Origin of the sequence: Haemophilus parainfluenzae, assembly GCF_014931415.1 — a bacterium.
Classification (GTDB): domain Bacteria; phylum Pseudomonadota; class Gammaproteobacteria; order Enterobacterales; family Pasteurellaceae; genus Haemophilus_D; species Haemophilus_D parainfluenzae_AF.
In genome coordinates, this window is the sequence record NZ_CP063121.1 from 877,816 (window position 1) to 893,494 (window position 15,679).

The window sequence follows — 15,679 nt, forward strand, 5'->3', positions numbered from 1 at the left end:
CCAATTACATCAATTTATAGCTTTCTCATTCAGTTTTAGGCACAATAGAACAAAATTCCAATGAGTAAAAAAGGATAATGAAAATGACTAAACATTATGATTATATTGCGATCGGTGGCGGCTCCGGCGGGATTGCCTCAATTAACCGTGCGGCAAGCTATGGCAAAAAATGTGCAATTATTGAAGCAAAACATCTCGGTGGCACTTGTGTGAACGTAGGTTGTGTACCGAAAAAAGTGATGTTCTATGGCGCACAAATTGCAGAAGCGATTAATAGCTATGCACCCGCTTATGGTTTTGATGTAGAAGTGAAAAAGTTTGATTACGCGAAATTAGTTGAGAGTCGTCAAGCTTATATCGATCGTATTCATACCTCTTACAATAATGTGTTAGCAAAAAATAATGTGGATGTTCTAAATGGTTTTGCGCGTTTTAAAGATGCGAAAACGATTGAAGTGAGCTATGCAGATGGTTCAACAGAATTAGTGACTGCAAATCATATCTTAATTGCTACAGGTGGCCGTCCAAGTATTCCAGCGGTAAAAGGTGCTGAATACGGAATTGATTCAAATGGTGTATTTGCTTTAAATGAATTACCAAAACGTGTTGCAGTAGTAGGTGCTGGTTATATTGCAGTTGAATTAGCGGGTGTTTTAAATAGCTTAGGCAGCGAAACCCATTTATTTGTTCGCCAACATGCCCCATTGCGTAATCAAGATCCATTAATTGTCGAAACCTTAGTTGAAGTGTTAGCACAAGATGGTATCCAATTGCATACAAAAGCGTTGCCTGAAGAAGTCGTGAAAAATGCCGATGGTTCGCTTACCTTGAAATTACAAGATGGTCGTGAAACCACAGTGGATACGTTAATTTGGGCGATTGGTCGTGAACCGGCAACGGATGTGATTAATCTTGAAGTAACCGGTGTGAAAACTAACTCACGCGGACAAATTATTGTTGATAAATACCAAAATACAAACGTACCTGGCATTTATGCGGTAGGTGATATTATCGAAGGTGGTATTGAATTAACACCAGTTGCTGTGGCGGCAGGTCGTCGTTTGTCTGAGCGTTTATTCAATAACAAACCAAATGAGCATTTGGATTACAATCTTGTGCCAACGGTTGTGTTCAGCCATCCGCCAATTGGTACAGTGGGTTTAACTGAACCGCAAGCGATTGAGCAATATGGCGAAGAAAATGTGAAAGTATATAAATCCTCTTTCACAGCAATGTACACCGCTGTCACTGAACATCGTCAACCTTGCCGCATGAAATTAGTGTGTGTCGGCAAAGAAGAGAAAATCGTGGGCTTACACGGCATTGGTTTCGGTGTGGATGAAATGATTCAAGGTTTTGCTGTGGCAATCAAAATGGGGGCAACTAAAGCAGACTTTGATAATACGGTGGCAATTCACCCAACAGGTTCTGAAGAGTTTGTGACAATGCGTTAATTGCAGATAAAAAAAGTGCGGTCAAAATCTCTGATGTTTTTGACCGCACTTTTTATTGTGATTTGTTATTAGGCTGCTGCGCGATTGCCTAATGTACCATCATCTTCCATTTCTTTAGCTACACCGACGACCTCAGCAATTTTGTCTCCTTCTTTGAAGAATACGAAACCACCATGTTCCATTTTAACCCAGGGTTCATCTTTGGTGAGCGGGAACGTCGTAATGATTGTGACTTTGTCGCCATCTTTTGCGTAATCATTAAAATCGATGACGCCATCATCATCAATTCGGTGAGCTTTACCAAAAGGAGCTTTACGCGTTAAGTAATGCAAATTGGTTGAGCAGTGGGCAATCATCCATTCTCCATTTGAAAGAATGAAGTTAAAGGTGCCTTTTTGTGATAGCTCTTTGGTAATATCTTGAATAGCTTCAAAAATTTCCATTTCAGACGGTTTACGACGGAAGCGATTTTTCAAATATTCCGCCATATAACAAAATGCGGCTTCTGAATCAGTTGAGCCAATCGGCTGACAGAAACTCTCAGACATATCTGGTAATTCTTTTAAATTACCGTTGTGAGCAAACACCCAGTTTTGTCCCCAAATTTCACGAATAAAGGGATGGGTGTTTTCAATGGTCACACCGCCTTGCGTTGCTTTACGAATGTGAGCAATCACATTGAGTGATTTAATTTTGTATTGTTTTACACAATCTGCAATAGGGGATTGTGACGCTGCGTGGTTATCGCGAAAAATACGCACACCACGACCTTCAAAAAAAGCGATACCGAAGCCATCTGAATGGCAATCAGTAAGACCTGCACGACGACGGAAACCTTCAAAAGAAAAGACAATATCCGTCGGCGTATTGCAGTTCATTCCGAGTAATTGGCACATAAATTCCTACAGCTTATTTTTATATTTTTTATAACCTTATAATGTGTGCTGATTTAACACCATAATGCGTTGAAATTCAAGATGGATAACAAAGGATTTTTAGAAGAAAATGTTACATAAAATAACCTGAAAATCTTTCTGATCTGAAGGCTAGAGATGAGCACTTTATTAAGGCAATAAAAAAGGCGTGTTTATCACGCCTTTTGCTATATTTTTTTAAGATTATGCTTTAATTTCTGAGCGGTTTTTTAAGAAAAAGAGTGCGACTGTTGAGATTAACATCACAAAGCCAACGCCAACATATAAACTCTGTTTATCCCAGCCCATATCTAATAATTGACCCGCAATCGTTGGAGCAAGAATAGCACCAATACGACCGATACCAATTGACCAGCCCACACCGGTGCTACGAATATCGGCATCATAAGTAAGTGGGTTTAAGGTATAAAGCCCGCTGATACAGCCATTCATGAGCGCACCAACTAAAATACCGAATACCATCGCAATCCATAAAACGGACGAGGATAAGATAAAGGTAATGATTGCAGCGGAAGATAATACGGTGAATAAAATCAACACGCCGCGTGCCGTCCACCGGCTAGCCAGTAAGCCATAGATTAGGGCACCACAAGTGCCGCCTAATGAGATCATCATCCCTACGCTTACACTTTGCTCTGTCGTCATACCCGCTTCTTTTAATAACGCAGGTGTCCATGAGCTAATAAAATAGAAACTGAACATGATCGCAAAGAAAGCCGTCCAAATTAACAGAGTGGAGTGTAAGTATTTTTCGCTGAATAATTGGCTAATAGGTAATTTAGTCTTAACTTTTTCCATTTTTTCTGGAAGTTTCCAATCACCGGCTAAACCAATTTTTTTTGCGATTAAATTTAACCGCACCTCTGCATTTTTAGGTTGTTTAGAAGTGAGAAAATCAATGGATTCCGGTAACCAAATAAATAAAACGACTAAAAGTAAACCGGTTAAGATAGCGCCCGCGAGAAATACTGAACGCCAGCCATACTCACCTTGCAACATTACCGCGAACATACCGCCTAATACTGCACCGACACCAAATCCTGCTGCATAGACACTGATTGCAAAGCTACGCCATTTGCGAGAAGAGTATTCGCTGGTGATCACGTTTGTACCCACTAAAATACCGCCAACACCAAGACCGGTGATAACGCGCCAGAAACCGAGCCACTGATATTGTGAAATAAATGCCGAACCTAACATCCCGATAGCAGAGAGTGATACTGCCATTAATAACACTGGGCGACGACCAATTTTATCTGCAAGTGGTGCAAGGAAAAGTGAGCCTGCGGTCATACCAAATAAGCCGGCACTTAATAAATAACCTAACTCAATCCCCGTGAGACCAAATTCGCCACGAATGGCTGTTGCCGTGAAGGCCAGGGCTAATACATCGAAGCCGTCAAGTAAATTCATAATGGCAGCCATCACCACAATCATCCATTGATAAGCCCCCATTGGGCTTTGTTCTATTTTGGCTCTAAGAGAAAGCGTTTCGGTCATTTTATTTCCTTAAGTTAAGCAAACTGACGAGAGCTTGCGAGAGATTGAAGTTTACGCAAAATCATGCTGAGTACCACGCCATAAGCGGGAACAAACAAGACGATGCCGACAAATAATTTAAATAAGTAATCGACAAATCCAAGGCTAAACCAATGTTCTGCCATAAATGGATCACTACTTTTATAAAACGCGACACAAAAGAACATAAAGGTATCGGCAAGGGAACCAAATGTCATTGAGCTGCTAGGTGCAATCCACCAAGTTTTTAATTGGCGTAAGCGGTTGAATACTAACACATCTAATAATTGACCGAAAACATAAGCACAGAAACTCGCAAATGCAATACGGAAAACAAACATATTGAATTCACTGAGAGCTCCTAAGCCTTGATATTGCCCATTAGAGAAAACAACCGACACAATGTAGCTGACGATAAGTGCTGGAATCATCACGATAAAAATGATCCAACGTGCCTCTTTCGCCCCAAATACACGTACTGTTAAATCAGTGGCTAAGAAAATGAATGGGAAAGTGAGTGTGCCCCATGTGCTGTGGAATGAGAAATCATCAGCAAAACCAAGTGCGGTCAATTTTAAATTGATTTCAAATGGAATTTGAACGAAATAGTTACTGGCTGTGATGATGAAGATGTGAAATAAGCTTAATAAAATTAAAGCAAAACGTTTTTGTTGATCATTGAAGATCGGAGTATTAATTTTCATTTTAAGACCTTTTTAGTTGGTTAATCGGGGGTAGGGAACCCGACATGAGAAATAAATCCGCCAAATTGGCGAGCCGTGAATAATACTAGAATTTATTGGGATTGCAAGAAAGTGCGGTCAAAAATTTAGGTATTTTATTTAAATTCAATAAAAATGATAAGAATTGTCATTTACACCAAAATTATATTGTACTAGAATTCTCGGGCATTATTATTCCACTATGCCAGGAGAGCATTTCAATGTATAAATCTAATCATTTAAAAACAACATCATTCTTCGCATTTAGTGCGTTAACAATCGCACTTTTTTCAAACTATTCTCATGCAGAAGAGAAACTTGAGGAAATTAAAGTTACTGCGGAAGATCAGGTAAAACAATCGCTTGGTTCTTCTCTTGTGACTGCAAAAGATTTAGAAAAACGCCCTGCGACAAATGATATTTCTGAAGTATTACGTACTATGCCAGGTGTGAATTTGACGGGTAACTCATCTACAGGACAACGCGGAAATAAACGTCAAATTGATATTCGCGGTATGGGACCTGAAAACACATTGATTTTAGTGGATGGTAAACCAGTCACCTCTCGTAATGCAGAACGTTATGGTGTGCGTGGTGAACGTAATTCTCGTGGCGACAGCAACTGGGTGCCGGTTGAAGCGATTGAAAAAATTGAAGTATTACGTGGTCCTTCAGCAGCACGTTATGGTTCAGGTGCAATGGGTGGGGTGGTGAATATCATCACTAAACCTGTTACCAATGATTTACACGGTAGCTTAAGTTATTACACCAATCAACCAGAAGACAGCGATGAAGGTGCAACGAACCGTGTCGGTTTTAATCTAAGCGGTGCGTTAATTAAAGATGTATTGCAATTCCGTTTATATGGTAACTGGAACAAAACGCAAGCGGATGAAGTCGGTATTAATGGCGATCCTGCTATTGCCGGTCGTGAAGGTGTACGTAATAAAGATATTAATGGCCGTTTAGTGTGGAATATCAATGAGAAAAATAAATTAACCTTGGATTCTGGTTTTAGTCGCCAAGGCAATATTTATAACGGTGATACGCAAAATAGTGCGACTGAGCTTTACAACAGTATTAAAGCGCCTTATACCAGACAACTTGCTAGCTCAAAGGCGGAAACTGCTCGCCTTTATCGTCAGAATTATGCGTTAACTTATGAAGGTAAGTTTGATCATTTTGATAACAAAACTTATATCGCGTTTGATAAAACTAAAAATAGCCGATTACCTGAAGGATTAGCTGGTGGGCCAGAGGGAAGCTATACTAGCACTACAGGTTTTACTAACTCAATTTTAAAAAATACACGTTTTAGTTCAGAATTCTATATTCCATTTACACTTGGTGTAGAACACATGGTGACCTTGGGATTTGAAGGTACACATAGCACCTTAGATGATAAGCAGTCAATGACACAAAATCTTGGAGAAAAAGTGATTTTTGTGACAAATGCTAAGGGGCAAAGAGTACCAAAAGTTATTACTGATCCAACAGAATCATTCCCAGGTATTACAAAAAATCGTGGTGGTTATTCTAGCCAGACCGAATGGGCTATCTTCCTAGAAGATAATATTTCGGTGACTGATAAGCTTATTTTAACACCTTCAGCTCGTTATGATCATAATAGTTATTCGGGATCGAATGTGAGTGGTGGGCTTAATTTCCTGTATGCTGTCACAGATAATGTGAATGTAAAAGGTGGAATTGCTAGAGCTTATAAAGCACCAAATCTTTATCAAACTAATCCAAACTACTTACTTTATACACGTGGACAAGGTTGCCCAACCGCAGGTGATTATTCATGTTATTTCCAAGGTAATGAAGATTTGAAACCAGAAACTAGCTGGAATAAAGAGATTGGGGTGGAATACAATAAAGACGGTTATCTTGCATCTATTACGTATTTCCGTAACGATTACCGTAACAAAATTGTGCCATCAAATAAACTTATTGGTGTGACTTCTAATAAAAATGAAGTATATCAATGGAGTAATGCGAATCGTGCGCTTGTTGAAGGTCTAGAGGGAAATTTAACCTTACCATTAATCGAGAATAAATTATCTTGGGTTAATAACTTCACTTATATGCACAAAACCAAAAATAAAGATACTGGCAATCCGCTTTCTATTGTGCCGAAATATACGTTAAATTCTAGCTTGAGCTATCAAATTACAGATGGTTTTGACGCAATGCTGACTTATACGCAATATGGTAAACAAACTGGTCGTAAAGTAAAAGAGATTAGAATGGAAAATGCGGCAGCATTAGCTAATTCAACTGAAATCGGTAGTTATGCCGTTTGGGGATTAAGTGCAGGCTATAACTGGAAAGATACGATTAGTGTGCGTATTGGTGTGAGCAACTTATTTGATAAACGTGTTTATCGTGAAAATAATGGAGCAAGCACTTACAATGAGCCTGGTCGAGCTTATTACGCAACAGTTAAATATTCATTTTAATTGAGCGTTTAGAACTGATAGAAAAAGTGCGGTCGATTTTGACCGCACTTTTTTATTGATTGAATTTTGAAAATGGTGAATTTCAGGTAATAAAAAACCCTGCATAGGCAGGGTTCTTCACACAGATTCAAATTATTTTGTACCTGGGATTTTGAAACGGCTGTTAAAGCGTTCAACACGACCACCAGTATCAACAACACGTTGTTTACCAGTGTAGAATGGGTGGCAGCTACCGCACACATCAAGGTTGATGTCTTTGCCTAAAGTAGAACGAGTTTTGATCACGTTACCGCAAGAACAAGTTGCAGTGATCTCTTTATATTCTGGGTGAATACCTTGTTTCATAGAAAACCTCAAATTGAAGCCACGCCGCTATAAATGCTTTCCACTTACACCGCGTGAGTTAATAATCGCCGACAATCCGGCACCAAATTAGACTGCGAATTATACTGAAAAAATCAAATTGATCAAGTGGTGTGCTTTAGTGATAGAATCATCGCAAAATTTTTGCTTATTTTAATCGCACTTTAGGAAAGTTATGTTAGCCCAATCCTCTGTTGATGCCCCTTTTGCCCATTCAGTTCTACAATGGTATGAAAAGTTTGGGCGTAAAAATTTGCCTTGGCAACAAAATAAAACCCTTTATGGTGTTTGGCTTTCCGAAGTAATGTTACAACAAACCCAAGTTTCTACTGTTATTCCTTATTTTGAACGCTTTATCAAAACCTTTCCTAATGTGACCGCACTTGCTAATGCATCACAAGATGAAGTGTTGCATCTGTGGACGGGACTAGGTTATTACGCACGTGCGAGAAATTTACATCAAGCCGCTCAAACCATTAGAGATGAATATCAAGGCGAATTTCCTACACAATTTGAGCAAGTTTGGGCATTAACGGGCGTGGGGCGATCGACGGCAGGTGCAATTTTATCTTCTGTGCAAAATCAACCTTATCCGATTTTAGACGGTAATGTGAAACGCGTCCTTTCTCGTTATTTTGCAGTAGAAGGTTGGCCTGGCGAGAAGAAAGTCGAAAATCAATTATGGCAGTTGAGCGAACAGGTTACACCAACAACGAGAGTCGCTGAGTTTAATCAAGCAATGATGGATATCGGTTCGGCGATTTGTACTCGAACAAAACCTAAATGCGATCTTTGTCCTTTAAGTAACGATTGTTTAGCCAATAAACTCGAAAAGTGGACAGAATTTCCTGGAAAGAAACCAAAAAAATCCTTGCCGGAAAAGCAGAGCTATTTTTTGATTTTATCTTATCAAGGAAAAGTCTGGTTGGAACAGCGTGAAAGCAAAGGCTTATGGGGCGGATTGTATTGTTTTCCTCAGTTTGATGATAAACAAACATTGCTGAATTATCTCAAAGAACAAGGGATTACCGAATATCAAGAATGGGTGACTTTTCGTCATACGTTTAGTCATTTTCATTTAGATATTCATCCTATTTATGTTGAAGTCGATCGAAAATTTGAAGAGAGCGATCGTTCAGATTGGAAAAAATTGTCAGAAAAAGGAAAAGAATCTCAATCTGGTCTATTAAGTGCGGTCAAATATTGGTATGATCCAACGTCACCTGAACAGATCGGGTTAGCTCAGCCTGTGAAAAATTTATTAACGCAATTTGTAAGGAATTATTATGGCTAGAACTGTTTTTTGCGAATATTTGAAACAAGATGCGGAAGGATTGGATTTTCAACTGTATCCCGGTGAATTAGGTAAACGTATTTTTAATTCAATTAGTAAACAAGCATGGGGCGAATGGATCAAAAAGCAAACCATGTTAGTGAACGAGAAAAAACTCAATATGATGAATGCCGAACATCGTAAATTATTAGAAGAAGAAATGGTGAATTTCTTATTTGAAGGCAAAGATGTGCATATTGAAGGTTACGTTCCCCCATCTAAATAACAAAAGATTATGAAAAAGTATTTATTATTGGCGCTACTTCCGCTTTTGTATGCTTGTAGCGATTCGCCAACCCATCGACGTGGCATTAATTATGATGAAGTGTTTTCGAAAGACACGCAAGGTTTAGATATTTTAACTGGTCAATTCTCCCATAATATCGATCGTATTTGGGGAGTGAATGAGCTTTTAGTCGCGAGCCGTAAAGACTACGTGAAATACACGGACTCTTTCTATACGCGTAGCCACGTAAGCTTTGACGAAGGTACAATTATTGTTGAAACTCAACAAGATCTTAACCGCTTACACAATGCGATTGTCCATACTTTATTAATGGGTTCTGATGCGAAAGGGATCGACTTGTTTGCTTCTGGTGATGTGCCGATTAGTACGCGTCCTTTCTTGTTAGGACAGGTCGTGGATAACAATGGTCAGCAAATTGCTAACCAAGTGATTGCAAGTAACTTTGCGACTTATTTAATCCAAAATAAATTACAAACTCGCCGCTTACAAAATGGTAACACCGTGCAATTTGTGGTGATCTCAATGATTGCAAACCACGTTGAAGTGCGTGCACAAAAATATATTCCATTAGTCCGTAAAGCCGCAGAACGCTATGGCATTGATGAAAGCTTGATTTTAGGTATTATGCAAACAGAATCCAGTTTCAACCCGTATGCGATCAGTTATGCGAATGCAATCGGCTTAATGCAAGTGGTACCAAGCACAGCAGGTCGCGATGTGTTTGCGATGAAAGGTAAAGGTGGACAACCATCTGCACGTTACCTTTATGATCCTGCAAATAACATTGATGCGGGTGTCTCTTACTTATGGATTCTGCAAAATCAATATTTAGATGGTATTACAAACCCTACCTCTAAACGTTTTGCAATGATTTCTGCCTACAACAGTGGTGCAGGTGCAGTATTACGCGTATTCGATGAGGATAAAGATGAGGCGATCTATAAGATCAACCAGATGTATCCAGAACAAGTGTATCGTATCTTAACGACTGCACACCCATCCTCACAAGCAAGAAACTACTTGTTGAAAGTGGATGCGGCGCAGAAGAAATTCCGCGTAAGACGATAATTTCTACGATGAAATACAATGCCCGAAAGAATTTTCGGGCATTATTTTTTGAGAAAGTGCGGTTATTTTTGATTGAGTTTTACAAAATACGTTCTTTTTATAGTCGTTTTGGTTATTAACCACTCAAACACACCAACTTTTTCACTTTTTTTGAATTTAATTGTTGACCGATACCCGAAAAAATAGTTTAATACGCTCCGTTGTCAGGCAGTAGCCAATAACGATAACGCCTCGATAGCTCAGTCGGTAGAGCAGGGGATTGAAAATCCCCGTGTCGGTGGTTCGATTCCGCCTCGAGGCACCATTTCCTCCTTAGTTCAGTCGGTAGAACGGTGGACTGTTAATCCATATGTCGCAGGTTCGAGTCCCGCAGGAGGAGCCAAATTCTAAGAAGCCGCTAAAGCAATTTAGCGGCTTTTTGCTTTTTTGAATTCAGCATTATTCTGTTGTTTTCCTCTCTTTAAAATTTGCTCAAATTTCTCACCGCAGTTTTTTGATCTAGATAAATATTTATGTAAAAAAGTTACATAAAATTGTTAACAAGATCACACTTTATTATTTTTCACTTTGCAATCAGCCTATAACCTTATCATAATTCTACCATTAATTTAATGAATGAATATTCATTGGATAAAGATTTTATAATTTAACTTTAGAGGGTAATGTATGGACACTACAACTAATAAAAAATGGAATAAATTTGATACAGCTTGGGTATTAAACTTATTTGGAACTGCGGTGGGCGCAGGGGTATTATTTTTACCAATTAATGCAGGGATGGGCGGTTTTTGGCCTTTGGTTGTGATGGCGATTTTAGTCGGACCGATGACATATTTTGCGCATCGTGGTTTGGCTTATTTCGTTCTGTCTTCTTCTAAACCAGGCAGCGATATTACCGAAGTGGTAGAAGAACATTTCGGCCCGACTGCTGGGAAATTAATTACATTATTATATTTCTTTGCGATCTTCCCAATTTTGTTGATTTATGGAAACGGGATTACCAATACGGTTGATTCTTTTATCGTCAACCAATTAGGCATGGCTTCACCAAACCGTGTGATTCTTTCTTTTGTATTAATTGCGATATTGATTTCAGTCATGTTGTTCAGTGAAAAAGTGATGTTGAAAATCACCGAATTACTCGTTTATCCATTGGTGTTGATTCTCTTTGCGTTATCGATTTATCTTATTCCTCAATGGAATGCTTCAATGCTTTATGAACTTCCTACTGCTGGTGGTTTTATTACGACATTGTGGTTAACCATCCCAGTATTGGTTTTCTCTTTTAACCATTCTCCGGCAATTTCATCTTTCACGCTTTCTCAACAACGTGAATATAAAGATTTTAATACAACGGAATATCACATTGGTCGTACAGAAAAAGGCACTTCAACCGTATTACTTTTCTTCGTGATGTTCTTTGTGTTTAGCTGTGTATTAACCTTAACACCAGCAGAGTTATTAGAAGCAAAAGCACAAAATATTAGTATCTTGTCTTATCTTGCTAACAAATTTGATAACCCATACATTTCTTATTTCGCACCATTAGTGGCTTTCTTCGCGATTACAAGCTCATTCTTTGGCCATTATTTAGGAGCACGTGAAGGTTTGGAAGGCTTATACCTCAAAATGAAAGGTGAAAGCGTGAATCGTAAAAAATTAAATTACGGTACTGCAATTTTCTTCTTATTGACTTTATGGGGTGTGGCAATCATTAATCCAAGTATTTTAGGTTTGATCGAATCCCTTGGCGGCCCAATCATTGCGATGATCCTTTTCATTATGCCGATGTATGCAATCCGCAATGTTCCAGCAATGAAACGCTATCAAGGTCGTTTTAGCAATATATTTGTTACAGTTATGGGATTAATTGCTATCTCCGCGGTCGTATATGGATTATTATAAGCGGCTTTTTAGTTTAGCTTAGGATTTTAAATAATATGATTAGTGTATTTGATATGTTTAAAGTGGGAGTTGGGCCATCCAGCTCCCATACTGTTGGCCCGATGAAAGCAGGCAAGCAGTTTATTGACGATTTAATCGAGCAAGGTAAATTTGATGCTGTTGCAACCTTGCATGTTGATGTGTATGGCTCTCTCTCAATGACGGGACATGGTCATAATACAGATATTGCGATCATTATGGGATTGGCCGGTTATCTACCGCATGATGTGGATATTGATTTAATCCCAACCTTTATCGAACAGGTTAAACAAACTAAAAAACTGTCGATTGCACAGGGCAAAAAAACGGTTAATTTCGATTGGGATGCCAATATGGTATTCCATAATTCCTTTTTATCATTGCATGAAAACGGTATGACCATTACTGCATTAGATGCTGATCGTAATGAGCTTTACCGTCAAACCTATTACTCTATTGGTGGTGGTTTTATCGTGGATGAAGCGCATTTTGGTCAAGAGGAAGAAAATCCGGTGACTGTGCCGTATCCTTATCAACATGCTGAAGATATTTTGAAACATTGTCAGGAGAGTGGCTTAATGCTCTCTACGGTGATGATGAAAAATGAATTAGCATTGCGTGATAAAAAAGAGGTTGAAGCACATTTACAGAATGTTTGGAAAACCATGAAAGATTGTATTAAACATGGTATTAAAACAGAAGGTGTATTACCAGGGCCTTTAAAAGTTGCTCGTCGTGCGCCATCACTTTATCGTCTCTTGGAGGCAAATAGCGGCCGTTTAGCCCATGACCCAATGTATGTGATCGACTGGGTGAATATGTTTGCCCTTGCAGTAAATGAAGAGAATGCGGCAGGTGGTCGCGTCGTAACAGCGCCAACAAATGGTGCGTGTGGTATTGTGCCAGCGGTACTTTCTTATTATGAAAAATTTGTCGCACCTTTAACGCCTGAAGTCATAGAACGCTACTTATTGGCTGCCGGTATGATTGGTTCCCTTTATAAGATGAATGCATCTATTTCGGGGGCAGAGGTCGGTTGCCAAGGTGAAGTAGGTGTGGCATGTTCAATGGCAGCAGCAGGTTTAACTGAAATCTTAGGTGGTACACCAGTACAAGTGTGTGTCGCAGCCGAAATTGCGATGGAACATAACTTGGGCTTAACTTGCGACCCGGTTGGTGGCCAAGTGCAAGTACCTTGTATTGAACGTAATGCCATTGCTTCGGTGAAAGCGATTAACGCTAGCCGTATGGCATTACGCCGAACCACGAATCCTCGCGTAACCTTGGATAAAGTGATCGAAACCATGTATGAAACAGGTAAAGACATGAATGCCAAATATCGCGAAACATCGAAAGGTGGCTTAGCGGTGAAAGTAGTGTGTTCTTAAGATTTCATTGATAATAAAAGAGCGGTCATTTTTGACCGCTCTTTTTTATTTCCCTTTCACGTCAATAATAATCACTTCCGACTGTGAACCTAAGCGCATTGGAATACCCCAGAAGCCATAACCAGAAGTGACAAAAACATGTGGATTGCCAATTTTTTCATGGCCATAATCCAAACGATACATCATTTTTGTGATTAAACTCGCGGGGAATACTTGCCCTTTATGTGCATGCCCTGAAACTTGAATATCAAGCGGGAGTGAAGCATGTTTTTCGATATCTGTTGGACGGTGATCCAATAGAATAATCGGTAAGTCAGTATTCACTTGTTTTAATAACGTCTCGGTACTTGGTCTATCGTGAGCAAGATTATCATTTCGTCCAATCAGTACCAATTCATTATTTAATGTTAATGTTTCATCTCTTAATACCGTAATACCGGCTTTGCGAATTTCTTGCTCAATTCGGTCTTGGTCACCAAATAAATCGTGATTGCCGAGTGTAGCATAAACGCCCATTGGAGCCTTGAGTTTAGCTAAATGAGGTTGCATTTTTTCGGCTAAATAGGCATTGACGTTATCGTCCATAATATCGCCAGGTAGTAAAATGATATCAACCTTTTCCTGCTGCATAATATCAGCCAATTTATCCAATTCTTTCCCGCCAAATAATTTGCCTAAATGGAGATCGCTTGCCATGCCAATTCGCAATGGTTTAATCGGTTTATCTAGCGTAATTTCATAATGAATAACACGTGTGATATAGGCGTTATACACACTTAAGGCAGTGATACCAATAAATAAAATCGGGTAAGCAATGCGTAAAGTGCGGTCGATTTTGGTGATGGATTTGGATTTTCGGAAAAGAAAATGAATACACCCTACGGCAATACTCGCAAAGGCTGAAAAAAGGAGTAGTGAGAGCATTAAAGCAATAAGTCGAAATACCGTAAAAAGCTTTAAAAAATGGCAAATAACTAAGACATTAGGAAGCAAAAAGCTGACAAAAGTAATTGCTCGTCTTGTCTTTTGAGAGAGCGGTTTGTTAAGCCACCAAATCAGCGTTTTATTAAAAATATAAATCAGCAGTTGTAACAAAATAATAGCTGCCGTAAATATGAAGTAATAACGAGTTTCCATCTGCAATTCCTAAATAAAAGTGCGGTTGTTTTTGACCCAGTTTTGAAGTGTGGAATAATAAATTTCTCTGTTCCCAAAGGCAAATTTTTTCGCTAAAATGCGGCTCGTTTTAGTTTACTTAAGAAGGAAAATCCCATGTTCGGAAAAGGCGGTTTAGGCGGCTTGATGAAACAAGCCCAACAAATGCAAGAAAAAATGCAAAAAATGCAGGAAGAAATTGCCCAATTAGAAGTAACAGGCGAAAGTGGTGCAGGTTTAGTAAAAATCACGATTAATGGTGCGCACAACTGCCGTCGTATTGAGATCGATCCTTCTTTAATGGAAGACGATAAAGAAATGTTGGAAGATTTAATCGCTGCCGCATTCAACGATGCAGTCCGTCGTGCAGAAGAATTGCAAAAAGAAAAAATGGCTTCTGTAACCGCAGGCATGCCATTACCGCCAGGAATGAAACTTCCATTTTAATTCATCGGGTGTGTGAATCTATAGGTTCACACATCATCTATTTTCTCCCATCATAAATATTATGCAAAGCAGTCCACTTTTAGAACATCTTATTGAAAACCTTCGTTGCTTGCCGGGTGTAGGCCCGAAATCAGCGCAGCGTATGGCTTATCATCTTTTACAGCGCAATCGTAGCGGTGGGATGAATTTAGCACGCGCGTTAACGGAAGCAATGTCTAAAATTGGGCATTGTTCACAGTGTCGTGATTTTACCGAAGAGGAAACGTGCAATATTTGTAACAATCCTCGTCGTCAAAATTCAGGCTTGCTTTGCGTGGTGGAAATGCCGGCGGATATTCAAGCGATTGAGCAAACCGGCCAATTTTCTGGACGTTATTTTGTCTTAATGGGACATTTATCGCCTTTAGATGGTATTGGTCCAAAAGAGATAGGTTTAGATTTATTGCAAAAACGTCTGGTAGAAGAGTCTTTCCATGAAGTGATTTTAGCGACCAATCCAACGGTGGAAGGCGATGCCACAGCTAATTATATTGCTGAAATTTGCCATCAACATAATATTAAAGTGAGCCGTATTGCTCATGGGATCCCTGTTGGAGGCGAGTTAGAAACCGTGGATGGCACTACCTTAACCCATTCTTTCTTAGGTCGTCGTCAGATCGACTAA

14 protein-coding genes and 2 tRNA genes are annotated in these 15,679 nt (G+C 39.3%); 11 read left to right on the forward strand and 5 right to left on the reverse strand.

Going from position 1 to position 15,679, the window contains the following annotated elements; genetic code table 11:
• The first annotated feature begins 83 nt into the window (after positions 1-83).
• Entirely contained in the window at positions 84-1,454 is a 1,371-nt protein-coding gene (gorA, locus tag INP93_RS04340) for a glutathione-disulfide reductase (protein ID WP_197545237.1), read from the forward strand.
• Between the two features lie 68 nt (positions 1,455-1,522).
• On the opposite strand, the gene INP93_RS04345 is transcribed toward gorA, so the two are convergent.
• The 3 genes from INP93_RS04345 to INP93_RS04355 form a co-directional block, all read right to left on the reverse strand.
• Entirely contained in the window at positions 1,523-2,350 is an 828-nt protein-coding gene (locus INP93_RS04345) for a class II glutamine amidotransferase (RefSeq protein ID WP_070582978.1), read from the reverse strand.
• A gap of 222 nt (positions 2,351-2,572) precedes the next feature.
• A complete protein-coding gene (locus INP93_RS04350) occupies positions 2,573-3,889 on the reverse strand; it encodes an MFS transporter (protein WP_197545238.1) in 1,317 nt (438 codons plus the stop codon).
• A gap of 14 nt (positions 3,890-3,903) precedes the next feature.
• Complete coding sequence (locus tag INP93_RS04355) at positions 3,904-4,611, reverse strand: 7-cyano-7-deazaguanine/7-aminomethyl-7-deazaguanine transporter (protein ID WP_049381572.1); 708 nt, start codon at positions 4,609-4,611, stop codon at positions 3,904-3,906.
• A 239-nt stretch (positions 4,612-4,850) separates the two neighbouring features.
• Here INP93_RS04355 and INP93_RS04360 point away from each other — a divergent pair, with 239 nt between their 5' ends.
• Positions 4,851-7,091 (forward strand): FepA family TonB-dependent siderophore receptor, encoded by a 2,241-nt coding sequence (locus tag INP93_RS04360; protein WP_197545239.1) that lies wholly within the window; start codon positions 4,851-4,853, stop codon positions 7,089-7,091.
• A 132-nt stretch (positions 7,092-7,223) separates the two neighbouring features.
• Here the strand turns inward: INP93_RS04360 and rpmE are convergent, their stop codons facing one another.
• The gene (rpmE, locus tag INP93_RS04365) at positions 7,224-7,436 is read right to left on the reverse strand and encodes a 50S ribosomal protein L31 (RefSeq protein ID WP_005696847.1); all 213 of its coding nucleotides are present in this window, start codon (positions 7,434-7,436) and stop codon (positions 7,224-7,226) included.
• A 193-nt stretch (positions 7,437-7,629) separates the two neighbouring features.
• Here rpmE and mutY point away from each other — a divergent pair, with 193 nt between their 5' ends.
• The 7 genes from mutY to INP93_RS04400 all read left to right on the forward strand — a co-directional run bounded on the left by mutY (position 7,630) and on the right by INP93_RS04400 (position 13,413).
• Positions 7,630-8,748 carry an A/G-specific adenine glycosylase gene (gene mutY / locus INP93_RS04370; RefSeq protein ID WP_197545240.1) on the forward strand — a complete coding sequence of 373 codons (1,119 nt, stop codon included), beginning with the start codon at positions 7,630-7,632 and terminating at the stop codon, positions 8,746-8,748.
• Positions 8,741-9,013 carry an oxidative damage protection protein gene (locus tag INP93_RS04375; RefSeq protein WP_049365232.1) on the forward strand — a complete coding sequence of 91 codons (273 nt, stop codon included), beginning with the start codon at positions 8,741-8,743 and terminating at the stop codon, positions 9,011-9,013. The genes mutY and INP93_RS04375 overlap by 8 nt, the downstream gene beginning before the upstream one ends.
• Positions 9,014-9,022: 9 nt before the next feature.
• Positions 9,023-10,102, forward strand: a complete 1,080-nt coding sequence (gene mltC / locus INP93_RS04380) for a membrane-bound lytic murein transglycosylase MltC (protein ID WP_005696844.1) — start codon at positions 9,023-9,025, stop codon at positions 10,100-10,102.
• Between the two features lie 228 nt (positions 10,103-10,330).
• Positions 10,331-10,406: transfer RNA gene (locus INP93_RS04385), tRNA-Phe, on the forward strand.
• A gap of 2 nt (positions 10,407-10,408) precedes the next feature.
• Positions 10,409-10,484 (forward strand) — tRNA-Asn (locus INP93_RS04390).
• Positions 10,485-10,768: 284 nt separating this feature from the next.
• Positions 10,769-12,007, forward strand: a complete 1,239-nt coding sequence (locus INP93_RS04395; protein WP_197545241.1) for an HAAAP family serine/threonine permease — start codon at positions 10,769-10,771, stop codon at positions 12,005-12,007.
• 35 nt (positions 12,008-12,042) lie between these two features.
• Positions 12,043-13,413 (forward strand): L-serine ammonia-lyase, encoded by a 1,371-nt coding sequence (locus tag INP93_RS04400; protein WP_197545242.1) that lies wholly within the window; start codon positions 12,043-12,045, stop codon positions 13,411-13,413.
• 45 nt (positions 13,414-13,458) lie between these two features.
• Here INP93_RS04400 and INP93_RS04405 read toward each other — a convergent pair whose 3' ends face one another.
• Positions 13,459-14,550 carry a metallophosphoesterase gene (locus tag INP93_RS04405; protein ID WP_197545243.1) on the reverse strand — a complete coding sequence of 364 codons (1,092 nt, stop codon included), beginning with the start codon at positions 14,548-14,550 and terminating at the stop codon, positions 13,459-13,461.
• Between the two features lie 135 nt (positions 14,551-14,685).
• On the opposite strand from INP93_RS04405, the gene INP93_RS04410 reads away from it, so the two are divergent.
• The gene (locus INP93_RS04410) at positions 14,686-15,015 is read left to right on the forward strand and encodes a YbaB/EbfC family nucleoid-associated protein (RefSeq protein ID WP_005696839.1); all 330 of its coding nucleotides are present in this window, start codon (positions 14,686-14,688) and stop codon (positions 15,013-15,015) included.
• 61 nt (positions 15,016-15,076) lie between these two features.
• The gene (gene recR / locus INP93_RS04415) at positions 15,077-15,679 is read left to right on the forward strand and encodes a recombination mediator RecR (protein ID WP_005696838.1); all 603 of its coding nucleotides are present in this window, start codon (positions 15,077-15,079) and stop codon (positions 15,677-15,679) included.